Origin of the sequence: Halorubrum hochsteinianum (assembly GCF_023702125.1) — an archaeon.
In the GTDB taxonomy this organism is placed as follows: Archaea; Halobacteriota; Halobacteria; order Halobacteriales; family Haloferacaceae; genus Halorubrum; species Halorubrum hochsteinianum.
This window is the reverse complement of record NZ_CP098415.1, coordinates 1357387-1375849: the sequence shown is the minus strand read 5'-3', so window position 1 is coordinate 1375849 and position 18463 is coordinate 1357387. Positions and strand designations below refer to the sequence as shown.

Here is an 18463-nt window from a genome sequence, read left to right as displayed (position 1 = left end):
CTACGCGTGATAAGTGCTACCGAGACAAAAGGGTACAGTCGAGCGGGACCGCTTCCGCCGGACTACAACTCGTAGGTCTCGCCGTCGACCGCCAGCGGTTCCTCGAACGCCTCGTCGGCCGGGTAGTAGTGCGCGAGGTGGACGAGCCGGGTCCGGTGGGCGTCGAGGTCGTCGGCGAGCGCGAGCGCGCCCTCGCGAGTCATGTGCTTCGTGCCGAAGGTGCGCGGGACGCCGTCAGGGCCCTCGTGCCGCCCGCCGATCGGGTGGTGGTCACAGAGCGAGGCCGGGACGATGGCGTCGGCGAGCAGGAGGTCCGGGTCGGCGAGCGCCTCGCGGGAGCGCTCGGGGACGTCGTAGCTCGTGTCGCCCGTGAGAGAGAGCTTCGCGCCCGTCTCGGGCTCTTCGATCACGACGCCGTAACAGACGAGCGGGGGGTGATCGACAGGGACGAACCGAACCTCGAACCCGCAGGTCTCGAACGGCTCGAACGGGTCGCGGGCGTGGACGCCGATCCGGTCTTCGAGATAGTCGTACTTGCGGCGGATCGTCTCCGCGACGCTCTCGTCGGTCGCAGGGTCGGTCTCAGACGGGGCGTGGACCGGGAGCCCGTCGACGAGGCGGTAGACGTTCCCGAGCCCGTCGAGGTGATCGAAGTGGATGTGCGTCACGAGCCCGGCGTCCGGGAGGGGGACGTCGGCCGCGAGGAACTGCTGTCTGAAGTCCGGGCTGAAGTCGACGAGCAGCGACTCTCCGGTGCGCTCGTTGGCGACGTGGACAGAGAAGCGCGACCGCGACACCCCGCGCTCGCGGGCCGTCCGACAGGTGTCGCAGTCGCAGCCGACCGTCGGGGTCCCGGTCGTGTCGCCCGTCCCGAGCAGGGTGACGCGCATGGGACGTGATGGACGGGCCACGGCCTTAGCGTCCGCGGTCGCGGCGGCCGCGGTGGCGGAGACGGTCACGTGGTGGAGCCAATCGGGTGGTGGAAGCGGCCGCGGTGGCGGAGACGGTCAGGTGGTGGAGGCAATCGGGTGGTGGAGGCGGCCGCGGCGGCGGAACCGCCGCGCGCTCGCCCGGACCGCATCCCGGACGTATAACCCGGAGCCGGACCGACCGGGACGCATGCACACCAGTCGCAGCCTCACCCTCGCTCGGCTCCCCTCGGGCGTGCCGATCCGGACGACCGTCCACGCGTACGGCGAGGGCGAACTCGTCGACGGCGACGACGGCCCCGAACTCGACGCACCGGCGGACTCGCCGGTCGTGTACGCGCAGGCGGCACAGCACGGCCGCGAGGTGAACGGGGCCGCGGTCCTCCGGCGACTCCACGACCGGCTCGTCGGGGCGGCGTCCGAAGCCGCGGACGCCCCCGAGCCCGGCGGCGGGGAGGAACCGTCGGCCGCCGACCTCGACGGGACGCTCGTGACGGTCCCCGTCGCCGACCCGCTCACGTTCGACCGCGTGTCGTACACGACGCCGGAGTCGCTCGATTCGCGGCAGCCGAACATGAACCGGTGTTGGCCCGGCGACCCCGAGGGATCGCTCCACGAGCGGATGGCGGCCCGGCTCTGGGCGTTCGCGAGCGAGGCCGACGCGGTCGTCGACCTCCACACCGGGTCGCCGGCGATGGCGACGCACACGGTGTACATGCGCGGCGACGAGGACTGCCGCGGGCTGGCGGAGGCGTTCGGCACCGACCTCCTGCTCGCGGAGGCGGCCGGGGACGACGCGGACACGGAGTGGGACGAACGCGGGTTCGCCGGGAAGTTCCGCGTCGCCGCCACCCGCGAGGGGATCCCGACGATCACGCCCGAACTCGCCCACAGCCGGGAGGTCGTTCCGGAGGCGGTCGCGACCGGCGTGACGGGGATGCTCGGCGTGTTGCGGCGCGAGGGGCTGCTCGGCGGCGACCCCGACCCGTGGGACGGGACCGTCGCGCGCAACCACCTCGGTCGGGTGATCGCCGACGACTCCGGGCTGTTCGTCCCCGAACCGAACCTCGCCGTCGGGGATCGGGTCGAGGACGGGGAGCGCGTCGGCGAGGTGTTCGACCCGACGACGTTCGAGACGCTTCAGGTCGCGCGCGCCGACCGCGACGGGATCGCGTACTCGGTCGCCCGGGAGTCGACCGTCACCGCGGGCGCGACGCTCGTCGGCGTCGCCGAGCGGATCGACGGCGAGTGAGAAGCGGAGCGTCGAGGAGTGAGAATCGGGGCGAACGCGTTCGAGCGCCGGTTACGGTCGTCGGACCCGGATCTGTCCGTCCGCCGCGACCGTGACGAACAGCCGGCGGCGGACCTCGCGGCCGTGGACCGCGTCGCCCGCGCGGTCGCCGATCGCTCGCATCAGCTCCGGCGCGGTCTGGTTCACCTTCACGCCGGCCTCGTCGCAGGCGTCGTACACGCGCTTGGGGGCGTCGTAGAGGTCGGTCCCCGCCTCGATCTCGACGCGGACCGGCGCTGACAGCGCCTCAGCGAACGCGACCGTCTCGCGGGCGCTCTCGACGTTGTCGCGGGCGCTCGCCTCGACGCTGGAGACGTTCGCACGCGAGGTGCCGAGCCGGTCCGCGATGTCCGACTGCCGGAGCCCGCGCTCGCGGAGCGCCAGCACCTCCGCCTGTCGGCGGGTGAGCACGCTCTCGTCGGCGTCGAACCCCGCCCGGTCGAGGACCGAGTCGGCGTCGACGTCCGCGGGGTCGGGGTGCCCGTCGTCTGCCACCATGTGATCACCGACGGGCCGGGCGGTCAAAAAACGGCGGTTTCGGCGGGCGGCGGACGGACCGATCCCCATCGATCCGGCGCGTGCCTCCGAACGCCCGTCAGGGCGTGAGGAGCACGCGCGAGGGAGTCAGTCGGCCGGAGCGAAGCGGAGGCCGACTGACGAGGCTGGGGAGGTGTGAGGCTGCGGTGCTGTGTGGGGCGGGACTCGAAGGGGCAGCCGCGAGGACGAAGCCCGGCGAAGCAAGGACCGCAAGGAGCGAACGGAGTGAGCGACTGAGGACCACAGCGAGCCGCGCGAGTCCTCGCGGCTGGGGCTTCGGCGGTCGTGTCCGTAGAAGCGACTGCGTCGCAGTGGACGGGCATGAGTTCACTCGAGTTCGCGTCGATCCGGTCCGGTGGTTTCAGACCACCACAGCAACGTAGCGTCAGAAGTTCGCGTCGCAATCGGCGGCGTCCGGACTGTCCGTGGGGCGGGGGTCACCCCGAGACGCCGGTCACTTGCCCCAGAAGTTCTCGCGGCTGCCGAGTCGCTCGCGGTCCGGGCGGTCGCGGCGGTGGTTCTCGTCGTCGTCCGCGTCGATCTCGCCGTCGTCCGCGTCGGTCGCGTCGTCGGCCTCCTCGTCTTCCGGGTCGTCGGGGAGGCGCTCGACCACGTCCTGTGCCGTCGCGTGGCTGGACTTCACCCGGTGGATCTTCACCTCGGCGCGCGCCGGGGGGAGCAGGCCGTCGACGAGGACGATGAACCCGTCGTCGGTGCGGCCGACGCCGGCACCGCTCTCGTGGATGTCGTCGACCTCGACGGTGACGACCTCGCCGGGCTGGACCGGCTGCTGTTTCAGCTCGTAGATCGGCATGTCGTAGTGGTTACACCACTCCGCGCCGCCTTTGTTGCCGTAGTGTTGACACCCCATTCCCTCGATCCGTTCGTCGAAACTGGGGCATTCGTCGGCGAGTGGACAGTCCGCCATACCGTAGGGGAGACCGGCCGCCGTTGTAAACGTTTTCGACTCCCAGACCGAAATTTGCGAAAACGGCCGATTCACACGGATGAGCGGCGACTGATGAGAACGGGTGGGAACGCGGACGAGAGCGGCCGAGAGGATGAGACCGACGGGGAGCGCGCGCCGGGCGGGGCTCAGAGGAACTCGCGGACCTCGGAGTACCACATGTCGTGGTGGTCGACGGCGTCGAGCGCGTCCGCGACGTCGACCGCGATGGCGTGCCAGCAGCGCTCGGAGGGGTCATCGGGGTCGAGGTTGTACGTCGCGTCGGCGCAGTCGCACTCGCCGTCCTCGACCACGTACTCGTCCTCGTGGCCGACGACGACGGTGAAGTCGCGGTACTGTTTCACCCGCCCCTCGCCGACGGCCTCGATCGCGCGCTGCCCGCGGTCGCCGTGTTCGTCGACGATGCCCGCGGCGATCGGGCCGGTCAGCTCTCCGGCCGCCTCGATCGCGGCGCGCCAGTCGTCGACCGGCTCCATGTACCCTCCTTTTCGGGCGGTCGGTTAAATCCCGTCGGTCGGCTCGAAACGGGGGCGGCTCGGTGGGACGCGAACGTCGGATCCGGCGGTCACGTCCACGGCAGCGCCCCGGACTCGTAGACGGGTTCCATGAGGAGTGCGACCACGACCGCGAGCGGGAACGAGTACGACTCGTACGCGTCGAAGGAGACGCCGATCAGTCGGCCGCCGAGCGAGGCGACCATCATCAGGATGAGAAGGCCCCAGGCGGTGAACGCGAACCGCTAGAGCCGTCCGATGTCCAGTTCGGGACGCAGTCGGAGCAGGCCGAGCGCGGCGGCGAGGGAAGCGGCGAGTCCGGCTATTCCTTCGAGGGTCGGCGAGACGGACGACGCGGTTCGGACGGCAAACGACGTGAGCTGCCCGACGGTGAGACAGAGGGCGATCCACGCCTCGACGACGCGACGCGGGGAGGGCATACCGGCCGTTGATCGCCCTCGATGAAATTCTTTTCCGGATGAAACTCCTCGATAATACGTTGCCGATTATCGATCACTGGCCGGCATGACCGCCGAAGCCCCGGCCGCTCGCTGCGACGAAATCTATTTTCTGACCGAGACCACCGAAGCCCCAGTCGCGAGGACTCGCGCGACTCCCTGCGCTCCTCGTCGCTCACTTCGTTCGCTCCTGCGGTGCTTGCTTCGTCGTGCTTCATCCTCGCGACTGCCCCTTCGATTCCCGCCCCGTTCCGCACCGCGGCAGCACCTCACACCTCCCCAGCCTCGTCGCTGACGGCCGTCGCTCCGCTCCGGCCGCCAGCGACTCCCTCGCGCGTGCTGCTCGGCCGCGAGGCGGCCTCGCAGGCACGCGCCGACGGAGTGGAAAAGACGGGTTCTCGCGGCGTGTGGCGGATTACTCCAGCACGATCAGGACATCGCCCATGTCGACGCTGTCGCCTTCGCCGACGTGGACGCTCGCGACGGTGCCGCCGCGCTCGGCGACCACGTCGTTCTCCATCTTCATCGCTTCGAGGACGCAGACCACGTCGCCGGCGGCGACCTCGTCGCCCTCGCTCACGTCGACCGAGAGGATCGTCCCCTGCATCTCCGCGTCGATCGACTCGCCGCCCTCGGCGACGTCGACCCCGTCGTCGCCGCCGTCGTCAGATTTCGCCTGCGGCGGGCGCTGGGTGCCGCCCGCGCCGCCGCCACTCTCCGGGACCGGGACGGCGGGCGCGCCGCGCTCCTCCAGTTCGACCTCGAAGCGCTTGCCGTTCACCTCGACGGTGAACTCGCGTTCCGTCACCTCCTCGTCGTCGTCGCCCGCGGACGCCGTCTCGGAGCCCCACCGCTCCTGCGCGTCGGCGACGAGGTCGGCGTCCAACTCCTCGTCGAGGTACTTCGTCGTGTGCGTGCCGTCGACGAAGCGCTGATCGTCGAGCATGAGCCGGTGGAAGGGGACGATGGTGACGACGCCGTCGATGTCGTACTCGGCGAGCGCGCGCTTCGACCGCGCGAGACACTCCTCGCGGTCCGGGGCCCACACGATTAGCTTCGCGATCATCGAGTCGTAGTCGGTGACCAGCTCGTCGCCCTGCCGGAGCGCGTCGTCGACGCGAACCCCGATCCCGCCCGGCGGGTCGTACGTCTCCAGCGACCCCTCGTTGGCGGGCTGGAAGTCGTTCGCCGCGTTCTCGGCGTTGATCCGGAACTCGATCGCGTGCCCCTCAAGCTCCACGTCGTCCTGCGAGACGGAGAGGCCCTCGCCGCTGGCGACCCTGAGCTGCTCTTTGACGATGTCGATCCCCGTCAGCTCCTCCGTGACGGTGTGTTCGACCTGGATCCGGGTGTTGACTTCGAGGAAGTAGAAGTTCGTCTCCGGGCCGAGCGGCTCCGACGGGTCGCGGTCGGGGTCCTCCTCGACGAGGAACTCGACCGTCCCGGCGTTGGTGTAGTCGGCGGCGGCGACGCCCCGACGCGCGGCCTCGCCGATCCGCTCGCGCAGTTCGTCGGAGAGCGCGGGGGAGGGCCCCTCCTCGATCACCTTCTGGTGGCGGCGCTGGAGCGAGCAGTCCCGCTCGCCGAGGTGGACCACGTCGCTCTCGCTCACCGACCCGTCCGGGTCGTCCGCCACGATCTGGACCTCGACGTGGCGGGGGGTCTTGAGGTAGCGTTCGAGGTACACCGAGTCGTTCGAGAAGTACGCCTCCCCCTCGCGTTTCGCCGATTCGAGCGCGTCCGCGGCCTCGTCGGCGCTCTCGACGACCTTCATGCCGCGCCCGCCGCCGCCGCCCTCGGCTTTGATCGCGACCGGGTAGCCGTACTCGTCGCCGAACTCGGTCACCGCCTCGACGTCGGTGACCGGCTCCGTCGTCCCGGGGACGATCGGGACGCCCGCGTCGTCCATCACGCGGCGGGCGTGGGTCTTCTCTCCGAGGCGCTCCATCGCGTCGCTCTCGGGGCCGATCCACGTGATCCCGTCGGCCGCTTCGACGCGGGCCGCGAAGTCGGCGTTCTCCGCGAGGAAGCCGTAGCCTGGGTGGATCGCGTCGGCGTCGGCCGCGCGCGCCGCCTCGACGACCGCCTCGCCGTCGAGGTACGAGTCGGCCGCGCGCGCCGGCCCGACGTTGTACGCCTCGTCCGCGTACCGGACGTGGCCGCCGTGTTTGTCGGCGTCGCTGTAGACGGCGACGGTGTCGACGCCGAGCTCCGCACAGGCGCGCATCACTCGGACCGCGATCTCGCCGCGGTTCGCCACGAGAACCTTATCGAACATTCCTGTCGGTTCTTCCACGAACTGCTACCAAACTCTGTCGGTCCGCGCCGGGGCGCGGGGGCGCTCGACGCCGACCGGCGGAACGTGTCGAGACGGTTAAGGGGACACCGGGCGACACGACGAGGTATGCTCGACGCGGGAAACCCGTACGTGCTGCCGTCGACGCTGGCCGGTGCCGCCGTCTACCTCGGCCTCACGGTCGTCACCGACGCGTCGCTGCCGATCCGGATCGGCGCGCTCCTCGCGTTCGTCGTCGTCGTGCCGACCGTCCTCAACCGACTCCTCGGCGGCCGGGAGCCGTCGGAGGGGCTGGGCGGGGACGACGACCCGACCGGCGACGAGGGAGCGCGCTGAGCGCGCGACCGAGAGACGCGTTACCACAGGTATATATGTCAGCGGGCGTACCTACGAACGCGCCCTGAGTCAGGGCCGAGTCGACGGCGCGACGGTCCGACGCCGCGTCGTCGGGGGAATGCGCGCGGCCGGACGCCTCCGCGTCCGGGAGTTCCGTTCGACGTGTCCGGATCCCGATACCGGTCGGTCCGGCGATCGGTCGGGTCTCGCGAGGGAGCGTTCGGCGCGACGGACGCTCAGAACCGGTCGCTCCGCCCCGCCGCGGTCCACGGATCTTTCGGCGCGTCGGCGGGCACGCGAACCCGGCGTCGGTGGAGCCGGTCGATCCGGCCGGCGAGCCCCCACCGGTCCTCCTCGCGGCCGTCGTCCCCGTCCCCCGCGGCGGCCGCGGCGGCGAGTTCGCCGTCGCGCAGGTGGGCGGCCACCGCCGCCGCGATGGCGGCCGCCTCGTCGTCGCCGGCGTCGTCGGGAATCGACAGGCCGGCGAGCGCGGCCGCCGCGGGGTCAGTCCCCTCGCCGCCGGCCGCTTCCCCGTCGACGGCCGCCTCTTCACCGCCGGCGGTCTCCCCGTCGACCGGGTCGTCGTCGACCGCCATCAGATCGGGATGTTGCCGTGCTTCTTGGCGGGCTGGTCCGTGCTCTTCCCCTTCAGCATCTTCAGGTCCTCGACGAGGCGCGCACGGGTCTCGGTCGGCTCGATCACGTCGTCGACGAAGCCGCGGTCGGCGGCGGTGTAGGGGTTCGCGAACTCCTCGCGGTACTCGTCGATGAGCTCCTGTCTGCGCGCGTCCGGATCGTCCGCCTCGGCCAGCTCCTCCCGGTAGAGGACGTTGACGGCCCCCTTCGGCCCCATCACCGCGATCTCGGCGGTCGGCCACGCGTAGTTCACGTCGCCGCCGATGTGCTTCGACGACATCACGCAGTAGGCCCCGCCGTACGCCTTCCGGGTGATGACGGTGAGCAGCGGGACGGTCGCCTCCGAGAAGGCGTACAGCAGCTTCGCGCCGTGGCGGATGATCCCGTTGTGTTCCTGGTCGGTGCCGGGCATGAATCCGGGCACGTCCTCGAAGGTGACGATGGGGATGTTGAACGCGTCACAGAAGCGGACGAACCGCGCGCCCTTCTGGCTCGCCTCGATGTCGAGGGTGCCGGCGTTCACGCGGGGGTTGTTCGCGACGACCCCGACGGAGTGGCCGTCGAGGCGGGCGAAGCCGACGACGATGTTCTTCGCGAAGTTCTCCTGCACCTCGAAGAACGAGCCCTCGTCGGCGACGCTGCCGATCACGTCTTTCATGTCGTACGGCTTGCGCGGCGCGTCGGGGACGATCTCGGCCAGCTCGTCGTCGGCGCGCTCGGGGTCGTCCCACGGCTCGACGCGCGGCGGGTCCTCGACGTTGTTCGCGGGGAGGTACGACAGGAGCCGCGCGATGTTGTCGAGGGCGTCCTCCTCGCTCTCCTCGGCGAAGTGCGCGACGCCGGAGGTCGACGAGTGGGTGACCGCGCCGCCCAGCTCCTCGAAGCTCACCTCCTCGCCGGTGACCGTCTCGATGACGTCCGGCCCGGTGATGAACATGTGCGAGGTGTCTTTCACCATGAACGTGAAGTCCGTGATGGCGGGCGAGTACACCGCGCCGCCGGCGCACGGGCCCATGATCGCCGATATCTGGGGGATGACGCCCGACGCCTCCGTGTTGCGCCGGAATATCTCCGCGAAGCCGCCGAGCGAGGCGACCCCCTCCTGGATCCGCGCGCCGGCGGAGTCGTTGAGCCCGACGACGGGCGCGCCCACGTCCATCGCCTTGTCCATCACCTTGCACACCTTCTCGGCGAACACCTCGCCGAGCGACCCGCCGAAGACGGTGAAGTCGTGCGCGAACACGAACGTCTTCCGGCCGTTCACCTCGCCGTAGCCGGTCACCACGCCGTCGCCCGGGATCTGTTTCTCCTCCATCCCGAAGGTGTGGTTGCGGTGGGTGCGGAACCGGTCGAACTCGTGGAAGGTGCCGTCGTCGAGGAAGTAGTCGATCCGCTCGCGGGCGGTCATCTTCCCCTTGTCGTGTTGCGACTGGATCCGGTCTTCGCCCCCGCCCTTCGCCGCCCGCTCGCGGCGCTCGCGGAGGTCTTCGATGCGGTCGTCCATCGTCACGGCGGACCACCCTGCGTCATTACCTCGTGGGTCGGCGAGCGCCGTCAAAAGGGTTCCCCTATCCGACGTTTTCGGCTTCGACGCGCGTCGAACTGCCGGCGTGGACGGGCGGTCGGTCCCGCCGAACCACCGGCGCAGCCGGTCGGTTCCGCCGTCGCGCCGCCCGGCCTCGACCGCGACCGCCCGCACAGGCCCTGTCTCCGGTTCACACGGCCGCGGGCGGTTCGACGGTTTTAACCCTCCGATGAACCACTCTCCGTTGAGACAGGCTTCGCCTGTTTCACTGACCCGTAGGAGCGACCTGCGTACTACGGAGGTGAAAATGGCAGACACAATACAAGAGGCCGTAACCCTCGCACTCGACGATGCGCCCGAGCGGAACTTCCGCGAGACCGTGGACATCGCGATCAACCTGCGAGACCTCGACCTCAACGATCCGTCGAACCGTATCGACGAGTCCGTCGTGCTGCCGGCTGGAACGGGGCAGGAGACACAGATCGTCGTCTTCGCGGAGGGCGAAACCGCCGTCCGCGCAGAGGAGGTCGCTGACGAAGTGCTCGACAGCGACGACCTCGAAGACTTAGGAGACGACGACGACCGCGCAAAGGACCTGGCCGACGATACCGACTTCTTCGTCGCGGAGGCCAACCTGATGCAGGACATCGGTCGGTACCTCGGTACCGTCCTCGGTCCGCGCGGGAAGATGCCTACCCCACTACAGCCGGACGACGACGTCGTCGACACAGTCAACCGGATGAAGAACACGGTGCAGCTCCGGTCGCGCGACCGGCGCACGTTCCACACCCGCGTCGGTGCCGAGGACATGGGCGCTGACGCGATCTCGGACAACATCGACGTCATCATCCGGCGACTCGAAGCAGACCTCGAGAAGGGGCCGCTCAACATCGACGGGATCTACGTGAAGACCACGATGGGTCCCGCGAAGGAGGTGCCCGTATGAGCTCGGTCCGCAAGACCGAGACGATCCCCGAGTGGAAACGCGAGGAGGTCGACGAGCTCGTCGACTTCATCGACTCGTACAACTCGGTCGGGATCGTCGGCGTGGCCGGCATTCCGAGCCGCCAGCTCCAGGCCATGCGCCGGGAGCTTCACGGCTCGGCCGCCGTCCGCATGAGCCGCAACACGCTCACGAACCGAGCGCTGGAGGAGGTCGACGACGGGGTCGAGGCGCTGACGGAGTACGTCAGCGGTCAGGTGGCGCTCGTCGGCACCAACGACAACCCGTTCGGCCTCTTCAAGCAGCTCGAAGCCTCGAAGACCCCCGCCCCGATCAACGAGGGCGAGGTGGCTCCCAACGACATCGTGATCCCCGAGGGCGACACCGGCGTCGACCCGGGGCCGTTCGTCGGCGAGCTCCAGACCGTGGGCGCGGCCGCCCGCATCCAGGACGGCTCGATCAAGGTCACCGAGGACTCGACGGTGCTGACGGAGGGCGAGGTCGTCGACGCCGACCTCGCGAACGTCCTCGTCGAACTCGGCATCGAGCCGAAGGAGGTCGGGCTGGACCTGCGCGCCGTCTACTCCGAGGGCGTCCTGTTCGAGCCGGACGAGCTCGAAATCGACGTCGACGAGTACCGCGCGGACATCCAGTCCGCCGCGGCCGGCGCGCGCAACCTCTCGGTCAACGCCGCGTACCCGACGGCCGCCACCGCCGGCACCCTTCTCGCGAAGGCGTCCGGCGAGGCGAAGTCCGTCGGCCTGTTCGCGGAGATCGAGAGCCCGGACGTCGTGCCCGACCTGATCGGGAAGGCCGACGCCCAGCTCCGCGCGCTCGCGGCGCAGATCGACGACGAGGAGGCGCTCCCCGAGGAGCTTCAGGGCGTCGAGGCCGCGCCGGCGACCGAGCCGGCGGCCGACGACGCCGACGAGGAGGAACAGGCGGACGAAGAGACGGAAGACGCCGAGGAGGCCACCGACGACGCCGACGACGAGGACGACGGCGGCGACGGCGGCGACGGACTCGGCGCGATGTTCGGATAACACGAGGTACACACCAATGGAATACGTTTACGCTGCGCTCATCCTGAACGAGACTGGAGCAGAGATCAACGAAGACAACGTCACCGGCGTGCTGGAAGCCGCCGGCGTCGACGTCGAGGAGTCCCGCGTCAAGGCGCTCGTCGCCGCGCTGGAGGACGTCGACATCGAGGAGGCCATCGAGACGGCCGCCGCGGCACCCGCCGCCGGCGCGGCCGCGGGCGGTTCCGCCGACGCCGACGCGTCCGCCGACGACGGCGACGACGACGAGGACGACGAGGCAGACGCCGCCGAGGAAGCGGCCGACGAGGACGACGAGGAAGACGGCGACGGCGGCGAGGGTCTCGGCGAGCTCTTCGGTTAACGCCGGAACCGCTCGGACCCCGACCGCGCCGACCCGCGACTCGATTTTTTATCGGCCCTCGCTATCCCGAGTGATAACGCCGTCCGCGAATTTATGTGCCGATCGCCGGAACGGGAAGTCGATGAAGATCGTCGACGGCGACAAGGCGGAGTGCGATCGCTGCGAGTCGGTGTTCCCGCTCGCGGACGTCTCACTGTTGGAGAAGGAGACCAACCGCGACTACGAGCGAGTGCTGTGCGGCGAGTGTCTGGGGGTCGTCGGGGTCCCGCGCGGCTACACCCTGCGACGGGACATCACGCACTTGGCGAAGTGAGGCGGGCGGCGCGGCCATCGAAGTCCTTTTTTAGTGGCGACGGGAAGCCGCAGCCATGGAAATCGACGCGGAGCTCCGTCGGCAGATCACCGTCTCGCTGGCGGCGGCCGCGGTGTTCATCGTCGCGCTGGTCGGCATCGGGGTCACCTTCGGCGGATCGACCGTCCTCCCGGAGGCGGGCGCGCTCGCGCTCGTCGCGCTGTTGGCCGGGTTCGTCCTCCTGATGGCCGGCGTCGGTACGTACCTGATGCGCGCGAACGACGAGTCATAGGCGGTCCGCTCCGTTTTCTCGCTCCGTCAGCGGTCGTCGCGGCGCGTCGGCGTCACGCCTCGCTCGGGTCGTCCGCCTCCCGCCCGGCCCGCCAGTCGGTCACGTCGTCGGCGGCGGCCACCCGCTTCTCGTAATACGAGAGCGGGTCGGCCGCGACCTGCATGTGGTCGTCCTCGTTGTGACAGATCCCGTAGTTCGCGAGCGTCTCGCAGGTCGGCGGCGGGTACTGGGTGCCCCGGTCGTCGGTCAGGTACTCGGTCTGGTAGCGGATCCCCTCGGCGTCGAGGCTGGTGTCCGTACAGAAGGCGACCACCTCGTCCGGCGTCATGCCGATGCCGACGAGGAACGCCATCAGCGCGAACGACTCCGGAGCGGAGAGCGCGGCGTCGCGCTCGGCCTTCTCGATGAGGTTGGTCATACACGGCGGGAACAGGTCGGGCGCGACGACGTCGGGCGGCTCGGCGTAGGTGCGCTCGGAGAGCAGCCGCCTGAGGTCGGCGACCCGCGACTCCAGCGCCTCGCCAATCCCCTCGTCGGCCGCCAGCTCGAAGGGGAGCCCCTCGGCGACGCGCTCCTCGACGGCGGCCTCCAGCGCGACGAGCAGCTCGTCGCGCGAGACGCGCACCGCGCCGTCGGCGAGCGCGCGGTTGACGAGCCGCCACGAGTCGCCCCAGTCGGGCGAGGTGAGCCGGAGGTACGGCCCGACGTCGATCCGGTAGTGGCTCGGGTCGCGGCCGGCGCTCCCGGTTCCCGCCGCGCCGCCGCCCGCGACCCCCCGACCGACGCCGACCGGGGTGGTCGCGTCGGGGCGGACGGCGTCCGCGAGGTCGAACTCGGCGAGCAGGTCGTCGAGCGTGACCGTCGCGGACGAGACGGACCGCAGTTCGTCATCGGCGTCGAGGTCGCGGCGGACCCGCTCCATCGCGGTCGCCGCCTCCGCCGCCGCGTACTTCTCGATGGCCGGGTCGGAGTCGAGCAGGGAGACGAGGATCCGCGCAATGGGGTACGAGAGCAGCTCCGCCTGGGCGTCGTACGCCGACTCGCCCGGGAACGCGCCGCTCTCGGAGGCGACGGTCCCTTCGAGGAGGGCGCGTTCGACCCGCTCGCGGGCGCGCTCGACGGCGGGGGCGTCGGCCGCGACGAGCTCCGGCAGAGACACCGCGGCCGCCGCGACCGCCTCGCGGGCGCTCGCGAAGAACGGGTACTTGGCGTCGAGCGCGTCCATGTCGGCGAGAGGTAGTGAGGGCCGGCGAATAAGCGGTGCGGTCCGCGGTCGGTGCGGGCGTCGACGGAGGGAGGTCCGACCGCGAGAGCTACTCGTCGGACTCCTCGACGGCCGCGCCGGGGGCGTTCGACTTGACGCTGCGGAGGCCCTGCTTCGCCTTCTGCTTGGAAGAGTACCCCTGCCCGCCGTCGGCGACGACGTTGCCGTTGTCGTGGCGGAGCCGCCAGCGGTACTCGTCGGCGCTGTCGCGGAACAGCTCGAAGGTCGCGTCGCTGCCGCCCTCGTCCGGTGCTTCCTCGTCGCGGGAGACGTCGACGACGTGCGCGCCGGGCGCGTTGCGCTGGACGCTCTCGATCCCCGACCGGGCGTCGCGCTTGTCCGAGTACCCCTCGCCGCCGTCGGCGATGATGTTCCCGTTGTCGTGGCGGAGCCGCCAGCGGAAGTCGCCGGCGCTGTCGGCGTACAGCTCGAACGTCGCCTTGCTCGCGGCCGCGTCCTCGTCGACGACGGCCTCCTCCTCCGGCCACTCCATCTCGACCTCGAAGTGGACCGTGCCGTCCTCGCGTTCGAGTTCGACCTCGACGTCGCCGGTCGCGGCCGCGTCGACCGTCACCGTGCCGTCCTCGTCGACCGGGACCGGGTCGCCGCGACCCAGCGCCCGGGCGATCCGGCGGAGGTACGTGGCCAGTCCCTGTCGCGTCCGCGACCGCCTCGACTCGTGGATGGTCTCGTCCGACATACACGGAACCAGTCACCGCCGCGAAACAAAAGCGTATGCCCGGACCCGACGGAGGCGGTCCGGAGGGACCGGGTCAGCGGTCGTCGCCCGGTCGCTCCGCGACGATGGTCTCGCCCGCGCGCACGCTGTCGCCCTCGGTGACGAGCAGGTCGTCGCGTGTCACGTCCGCGGGCAGCACCACGTCCGCGCGGGAGCCGAACGAGACGTGGCCGACGCGGTCGCCGCGCTCGACGCGGTCGCCCGCCTCGACCGACGGGTGGATCCGGCGGGCGAACCAGCCCGCGATGACGAGCAGTTCGTACTCGCCGAAGTCGACCGCGACCTGCTCGTTGCGGTCCGACTCCTTGTCGAACGCCGGGCGGTTCGCGCCAGGGCGGTGGCGCACCTCGCGGACCTCGCCCGCGAGCGGCGCGCGGTTGACGTGGACGTCGGTGACGTTCATGAACACGCCGACGCGGAGCCGCGACCCCTCCTCGCGCACCACGGAGACGGTGCCGTCGGCCGGGGAGACGACGGCGTCGTCGCCCGTCGGCGGGTGCCGTTCCGGGTCGCGGTGGAACCAGAGGACCCCGACCGCGAGCGCGACGAGCGCGACCCCGACCGGCGGGACGAGCGGGAGCGCCACCGCGCCCGCGAGCGCCGGGACGAGCGCCAGGTCCCACGCGGCGTCGACCACCGGGAACGGGAGGAGCCGGGCGAGCGGCGGGGTCCGACTCACGGCGCGACCTCCGCGTCCCGCAGCGCGGGCGAGAGCTCGGTCCGCCCGGCCGCCCACGCCGCCAGCAGGTGGACGAGGTGGGTCGTGTCGTCGAGCCCGTCGGAGAGGTCGAGGTCGGCCTCGCCAGCGAGCGCGTGGAGCCGCGCGAGGTCGTCGCCGCCGTACTCGGAGCCGGCGCGGGCGACCCGGAGCGTCTCGCGGAGCAGTTCCTGCCCGTCGTACCCCTCGTCGAGCAGGTCGTCGAGCGTCGAGCGGGCGTCCTTCAGGTCGCCGTTCCGGGCGTCGGCGAGCGCCCCGCGGAGCGCGTCGTCGTCGCCGACCTCGCCGAGCGTCTCGTAGGCGGTCGACATGGTGATCTCGTCGCTCTCGACCGCGGTCGCCTGCGCGGAGAGGATCGCCTCGCGGAGGTCGCCGCCCGCCGCGCTGGCGACGAACTCCAGCCCGTCGCCGTCGTAGTCGACGCCCTCGCGGTCGCAGATCGCTTCGAGGACGTCGATCGTCTCGTCGGTCGTCGGCGAGCGCACGCGGACCGGGAAACAGCGCGACCGGATCGGCGCGATCAGCTTCGAGGGCTGGCGGGTGGCGATCACGAACTGCGTGGTCCGGTGGTGCTTCTCCATCACGCGGCGCAGCGCCTGCTGGAAGTCCTCGCGGATCGCCTCGGCGTTGTCCAGCAGGACCGTCTTGTACTCGCCGGACATCGGCGCGTACGACGCGGACTCCTTCAGCACGCGGTTTATCATGTCGCGTTTCGCCATCCGGCTCCGCCCCTCGAGGAACCCCTCGAACCGCGGGTCGGTCCGGATCTCCTTTTTCGTCCGGCCGAAGAAGTCGGCGACGTTGATCTCGATCAGGTCGGCCTCCGGGTCCGCGTGAGAGGCGTCGGCGAGCGCCCGGGCCGCCGCCGTCTTCCCGACGCCCGGCGGCCCCTGAACGACGAGGTTCATCGGCTCGTCGACGGCCCGACGGAGGCGGTCGCGGGCCTCGTCCTGCCGGATCTCGTCGAGGTCCGGCGCGTGCGTGTCCGTCCAGAGCGGTCCCTGCATTACCGGCACGTCGGGACCGCGCGGTCAAGAATCGGTCGGTCACGGCGTCGCCGCAGTTCGCAGCGTCGGCTCGGTTCGCGGCGTCGGCTCACCTTCGTCTCGCGCGCTCGACCGCGCGACCCCAGAGGTACACGGTCACGAGGAGGCCGTAAGCGAGGACGAAGGTGCCGGCGAGCGGCCCGATCCGCGAGAGCGTGAACAGCGCGCCGCCGACGCCGACCGTGACGACGAGCGCGGTGAACCCGAGCGTCCACCCGAAGAAGTAGGCGGCGTGACCGGCCACCGGCCGGAGCGTCTCGGAGGAGAACGCCCGTCTGAGGGAGCCGCCGCGGCCGTACGCCGTCAGGGCCACCGGCGCGAGGTACGTCCCGAGGAGTCCGACGAAGAGGACGGCGGTCGACCCGGCGAGGATGCGACCGACGGGCGCGTTCGCGCCGGGTTCCAGCGTGACGATGCCGTAGACGGTCACGAGGAGCGCGGCGAACGGAACGCCGAGGAGGGCCAGACAGACGACCAGTCCGCCGAGCGACCGGCGGAGGAGCGTCCGCCCGTCGGCGAGGAACGGCGGTAGGGAGTCGCCGCGCTCGCTGGCGGCCAGCGCGCGGACGAGGTAGCCGACGACGGGGATCGCCGGGAGGACCGGCACGACGACCGAGAGCGCGAGCAGCAGCCAGACGGCGAGGAGCGGCCGCTCCCCAGCCTCGCCGGCGACGGGATACGAGACCGCGGCGATCGAGGGGCGCATGCGTGTGCCCATCCGCCGGACCGTAGTATGCCCGTCGGTCCGGTGTCGGAACCAGTCCGAGTCCGGCGTCGATCGCTTCCGGTCCGGCCCCGGAGCTCCTCAATCTCGCGCCGGTATCGGCACGGTCCCGCCGGGTCCGAAAACGGAAATCGGGGGAATACAACCGAGTGATGGGGCTCGGCGGCGTTTCAGAAATTGTTCTAGAGTAATGAGTAAGTATATATGGCAATCGTCCATTGTCTACCGTGAAGTACCATGACAGACCAAGACAAGCGGTTATCGCGGCGACACTTCGTCGGAGCGACGGGGGCGGCGACCCTCGCGGGTCTCGCCGGCTGTTCGGGCGGCGGTGACGGCGGCGACGGCGGCGACGGCGGCGACGGGGGAAGCGGAGGCACGCTCGAGGTCCTTCACGCGTGGACCGGCGGCGACGGCGCGACGGCCGCGGAAGCGCTCGTCGAGGCCTTCGAAGAGGAGTATCCCGACATCGAACACGAGTTCAACCCGATCGGGGGCGGCGGGAACCAGAACCTCGACGCGGTCGTGGCGAACCGGCTCCAGAACAACGAGCCGCCGAGCGCGTTCGCCGGCTGGCCCGGCCCGAACCTCCAGCGCTACGAGGGCGTTCTGGGCGACGTCGGGAGCGTCTGGGAGGAGGAGGGCTTCGAGGACGTGATGGTCCAGGAGGCCGTCGATCTCCACCAGCAGAACGGCGCGTACCGCGCGGTTCCGCTCGGTTCCCACCGGCTGAACTGTCTGTTCTACAACACCTCGGTCGTCGAGGATGCGGGCGTCGACCCCGACTCCCTGACGAGCGTGTCCGCGCTCATCGACGCGCTGGAAACGGTCCAGAGCGAGACGGACGCGATTCCGATGACCCACGGCGCGAGCGGCACCTGGACGACGACCCAGCTGTTCTCCTCGACGATGCTCGGCCAGGAGGGGTACGAGGCGTACATGAACTTCCTCGACGGGAGCCCCGACGAGGAGGCCGTCCGCGCGACCTTCGAGTCGCTTGCCGAGATCCTCGGGAACTACATCAACGAGGACGCCTCCTCGATCGGGCTCACGGAGTCCAACCAGAACATCATCGAGGGGAACGCGGCGTTCATCCATCAGGGGAACTGGGCGGCCGGTGCCTACCGGAACGCCGAGGACTTCAATTACGACGAGGACTGGGGCTTCAAGACGTACCCCGGCTCGGAGGGCATGTACATGCTCCACTTCGACTCGTTCCTCTACCCGTCCGACAACCCGTCGCCGGGCGTGACGGACCAGTTCATGGCGTTCGTCGGGAGCGAGGCGGCACAGGTCGCGTTCAACCAGTATAAGGGCTCGATCCCGACGCGGACCGACATCGACATGAGCGAGTTCGGCCCGTACCTCCAGGAGACGCAGGAAGACTTCGCCAGCGCCGAGGAGCGTCCCCCGAACCTCCAGCACGGGCTGGGCGTCCCCTCGGAGACGATGACGGCGCTGAACGACGTGATCTCCAGCGAGTTCTCCGGACCGTACAACGTCGACGCCGCCACCGAAGGCTTCGTCGACGCGGTCTCCAACTAACTCCGGTCCACGATGCGACCGGATTTC

At 70.5% G+C, this 18463-nt stretch carries 22 protein-coding genes; 8 read left to right on the top strand and 14 right to left on the bottom strand.

The window, feature by feature from the left end; translation table 11 throughout:
* Positions 1 to 62 precede the first annotated feature (62 nt).
* On the bottom strand, positions 63 to 890 hold the full coding sequence (locus tag NAF06_RS06790) for an MBL fold metallo-hydrolase (protein WP_008585078.1): 828 nt from the start codon (positions 888 to 890) through the stop codon (positions 63 to 65).
* A 229-nt stretch (positions 891 to 1119) separates the two neighbouring features.
* Between NAF06_RS06790 and NAF06_RS06785 the strand changes: the two genes are divergently transcribed.
* The gene (locus NAF06_RS06785) at positions 1120 to 2181 is read left to right on the top strand and encodes a succinylglutamate desuccinylase/aspartoacylase family protein (RefSeq protein WP_049908822.1); all 1062 of its coding nucleotides are present in this window, start codon (positions 1120 to 1122) and stop codon (positions 2179 to 2181) included.
* A gap of 51 nt (positions 2182 to 2232) precedes the next feature.
* Here the strand turns inward: NAF06_RS06785 and NAF06_RS06780 are convergent, their stop codons facing one another.
* The 6 genes from NAF06_RS06780 to NAF06_RS06755 all read right to left on the bottom strand — a co-directional run bounded on the left by NAF06_RS06780 (position 2233) and on the right by NAF06_RS06755 (position 6954).
* Positions 2233 to 2718: a Tfx family DNA-binding protein gene (locus tag NAF06_RS06780; protein WP_008585082.1), complete on the bottom strand. Its 486-nt coding sequence runs from the start codon at positions 2716 to 2718 to the stop codon at positions 2233 to 2235.
* Positions 2719 to 3211: 493 nt separating this feature from the next.
* Positions 3212 to 3685 (bottom strand): TRAM domain-containing protein, encoded by a 474-nt coding sequence (locus NAF06_RS06775; protein ID WP_008585084.1) that lies wholly within the window; start codon positions 3683 to 3685, stop codon positions 3212 to 3214.
* Between the two features lie 167 nt (positions 3686 to 3852).
* Positions 3853 to 4200 (bottom strand): hypothetical protein, encoded by a 348-nt coding sequence (locus tag NAF06_RS06770; RefSeq protein ID WP_008585086.1) that lies wholly within the window; start codon positions 4198 to 4200, stop codon positions 3853 to 3855.
* Between the two features lie 89 nt (positions 4201 to 4289).
* Positions 4290 to 4427, bottom strand: coding sequence for a hypothetical protein (locus tag NAF06_RS06765; protein WP_160162878.1), 138 nt, complete (start codon positions 4425 to 4427; stop codon positions 4290 to 4292).
* Between the two features lie 36 nt (positions 4428 to 4463).
* Entirely contained in the window at positions 4464 to 4658 is a 195-nt protein-coding gene (locus tag NAF06_RS06760; protein WP_008585089.1) for a hypothetical protein, read from the bottom strand.
* A 433-nt stretch (positions 4659 to 5091) separates the two neighbouring features.
* Entirely contained in the window at positions 5092 to 6954 is a 1863-nt protein-coding gene (locus tag NAF06_RS06755) for an acetyl-CoA carboxylase biotin carboxylase subunit (protein ID WP_008585090.1), read from the bottom strand.
* Positions 6955 to 7080: 126 nt separating this feature from the next.
* Here NAF06_RS06755 and NAF06_RS06750 point away from each other — a divergent pair, with 126 nt between their 5' ends.
* Positions 7081 to 7308: a DUF7987 family protein gene (locus tag NAF06_RS06750; protein ID WP_008585092.1), complete on the top strand. Its 228-nt coding sequence runs from the start codon at positions 7081 to 7083 to the stop codon at positions 7306 to 7308.
* Positions 7309 to 7544: 236 nt separating this feature from the next.
* On the opposite strand, the gene NAF06_RS06745 is transcribed toward NAF06_RS06750, so the two are convergent.
* Complete coding sequence (locus NAF06_RS06745) at positions 7545 to 7904, bottom strand: DUF8022 family protein (RefSeq protein WP_008585094.1); 360 nt, start codon at positions 7902 to 7904, stop codon at positions 7545 to 7547.
* Entirely contained in the window at positions 7904 to 9448 is a 1545-nt protein-coding gene (locus NAF06_RS06740) for an acyl-CoA carboxylase subunit beta (protein WP_008585095.1), read from the bottom strand. Before NAF06_RS06740 ends, NAF06_RS06745 begins: the two co-directional genes overlap by 1 nt.
* Before the next feature lie 328 nt (positions 9449 to 9776).
* Between NAF06_RS06740 and NAF06_RS06735 the strand changes: the two genes are divergently transcribed.
* From NAF06_RS06735 to NAF06_RS06715, 5 genes are all read left to right on the top strand, one after another.
* The gene (locus tag NAF06_RS06735; protein ID WP_008585097.1) at positions 9777 to 10415 is read left to right on the top strand and encodes a 50S ribosomal protein L1; all 639 of its coding nucleotides are present in this window, start codon (positions 9777 to 9779) and stop codon (positions 10413 to 10415) included.
* Positions 10412 to 11455 (top strand): 50S ribosomal protein L10, encoded by a 1044-nt coding sequence (locus NAF06_RS06730; RefSeq protein ID WP_008585099.1) that lies wholly within the window; start codon positions 10412 to 10414, stop codon positions 11453 to 11455. Before NAF06_RS06735 ends, NAF06_RS06730 begins: the two co-directional genes overlap by 4 nt.
* A gap of 16 nt (positions 11456 to 11471) precedes the next feature.
* Positions 11472 to 11816, top strand: a complete 345-nt coding sequence (gene rpl12p / locus NAF06_RS06725) for a 50S ribosomal protein P1 (protein ID WP_008585101.1) — start codon at positions 11472 to 11474, stop codon at positions 11814 to 11816.
* A 121-nt stretch (positions 11817 to 11937) separates the two neighbouring features.
* Positions 11938 to 12129 carry a hypothetical protein gene (locus NAF06_RS06720; protein ID WP_006628976.1) on the top strand — a complete coding sequence of 64 codons (192 nt, stop codon included), beginning with the start codon at positions 11938 to 11940 and terminating at the stop codon, positions 12127 to 12129.
* Between the two features lie 55 nt (positions 12130 to 12184).
* Positions 12185 to 12400: a DUF7472 family protein gene (locus NAF06_RS06715; RefSeq protein WP_008585104.1), complete on the top strand. Its 216-nt coding sequence runs from the start codon at positions 12185 to 12187 to the stop codon at positions 12398 to 12400.
* Positions 12401 to 12452: 52 nt separating this feature from the next.
* On the opposite strand, the gene NAF06_RS06710 is transcribed toward NAF06_RS06715, so the two are convergent.
* The 5 genes from NAF06_RS06710 to NAF06_RS06690 form a co-directional block, all read right to left on the bottom strand.
* Positions 12453 to 13625, bottom strand: coding sequence for a DNA primase large subunit (locus NAF06_RS06710; RefSeq protein ID WP_008585107.1), 1173 nt, complete (start codon positions 13623 to 13625; stop codon positions 12453 to 12455).
* 88 nt (positions 13626 to 13713) lie between these two features.
* On the bottom strand, positions 13714 to 14364 hold the full coding sequence (locus NAF06_RS06705) for an HVO_2922 family protein (RefSeq protein WP_008585109.1): 651 nt from the start codon (positions 14362 to 14364) through the stop codon (positions 13714 to 13716).
* Positions 14365 to 14437: 73 nt separating this feature from the next.
* Positions 14438 to 15082, bottom strand: a complete 645-nt coding sequence (locus NAF06_RS06700) for a protein sorting system archaetidylserine decarboxylase (protein ID WP_008585111.1) — start codon at positions 15080 to 15082, stop codon at positions 14438 to 14440.
* Positions 15079 to 16128, bottom strand: coding sequence for an AAA family ATPase (locus NAF06_RS06695; RefSeq protein ID WP_008585114.1), 1050 nt, complete (start codon positions 16126 to 16128; stop codon positions 15079 to 15081). Before NAF06_RS06695 ends, NAF06_RS06700 begins: the two co-directional genes overlap by 4 nt.
* An 88-nt stretch (positions 16129 to 16216) precedes the next feature.
* Positions 16217 to 16873, bottom strand: coding sequence for a DUF4013 domain-containing protein (locus NAF06_RS06690; RefSeq protein ID WP_008585116.1), 657 nt, complete (start codon positions 16871 to 16873; stop codon positions 16217 to 16219).
* A gap of 255 nt (positions 16874 to 17128) precedes the next feature.
* Here NAF06_RS06690 and NAF06_RS06685 point away from each other — a divergent pair, with 255 nt between their 5' ends.
* Complete coding sequence (locus NAF06_RS06685; protein WP_008585118.1) at positions 17129 to 18436, top strand: ABC transporter substrate-binding protein; 1308 nt, start codon at positions 17129 to 17131, stop codon at positions 18434 to 18436.
* Positions 18437 to 18463 lie beyond the last annotated feature (27 nt).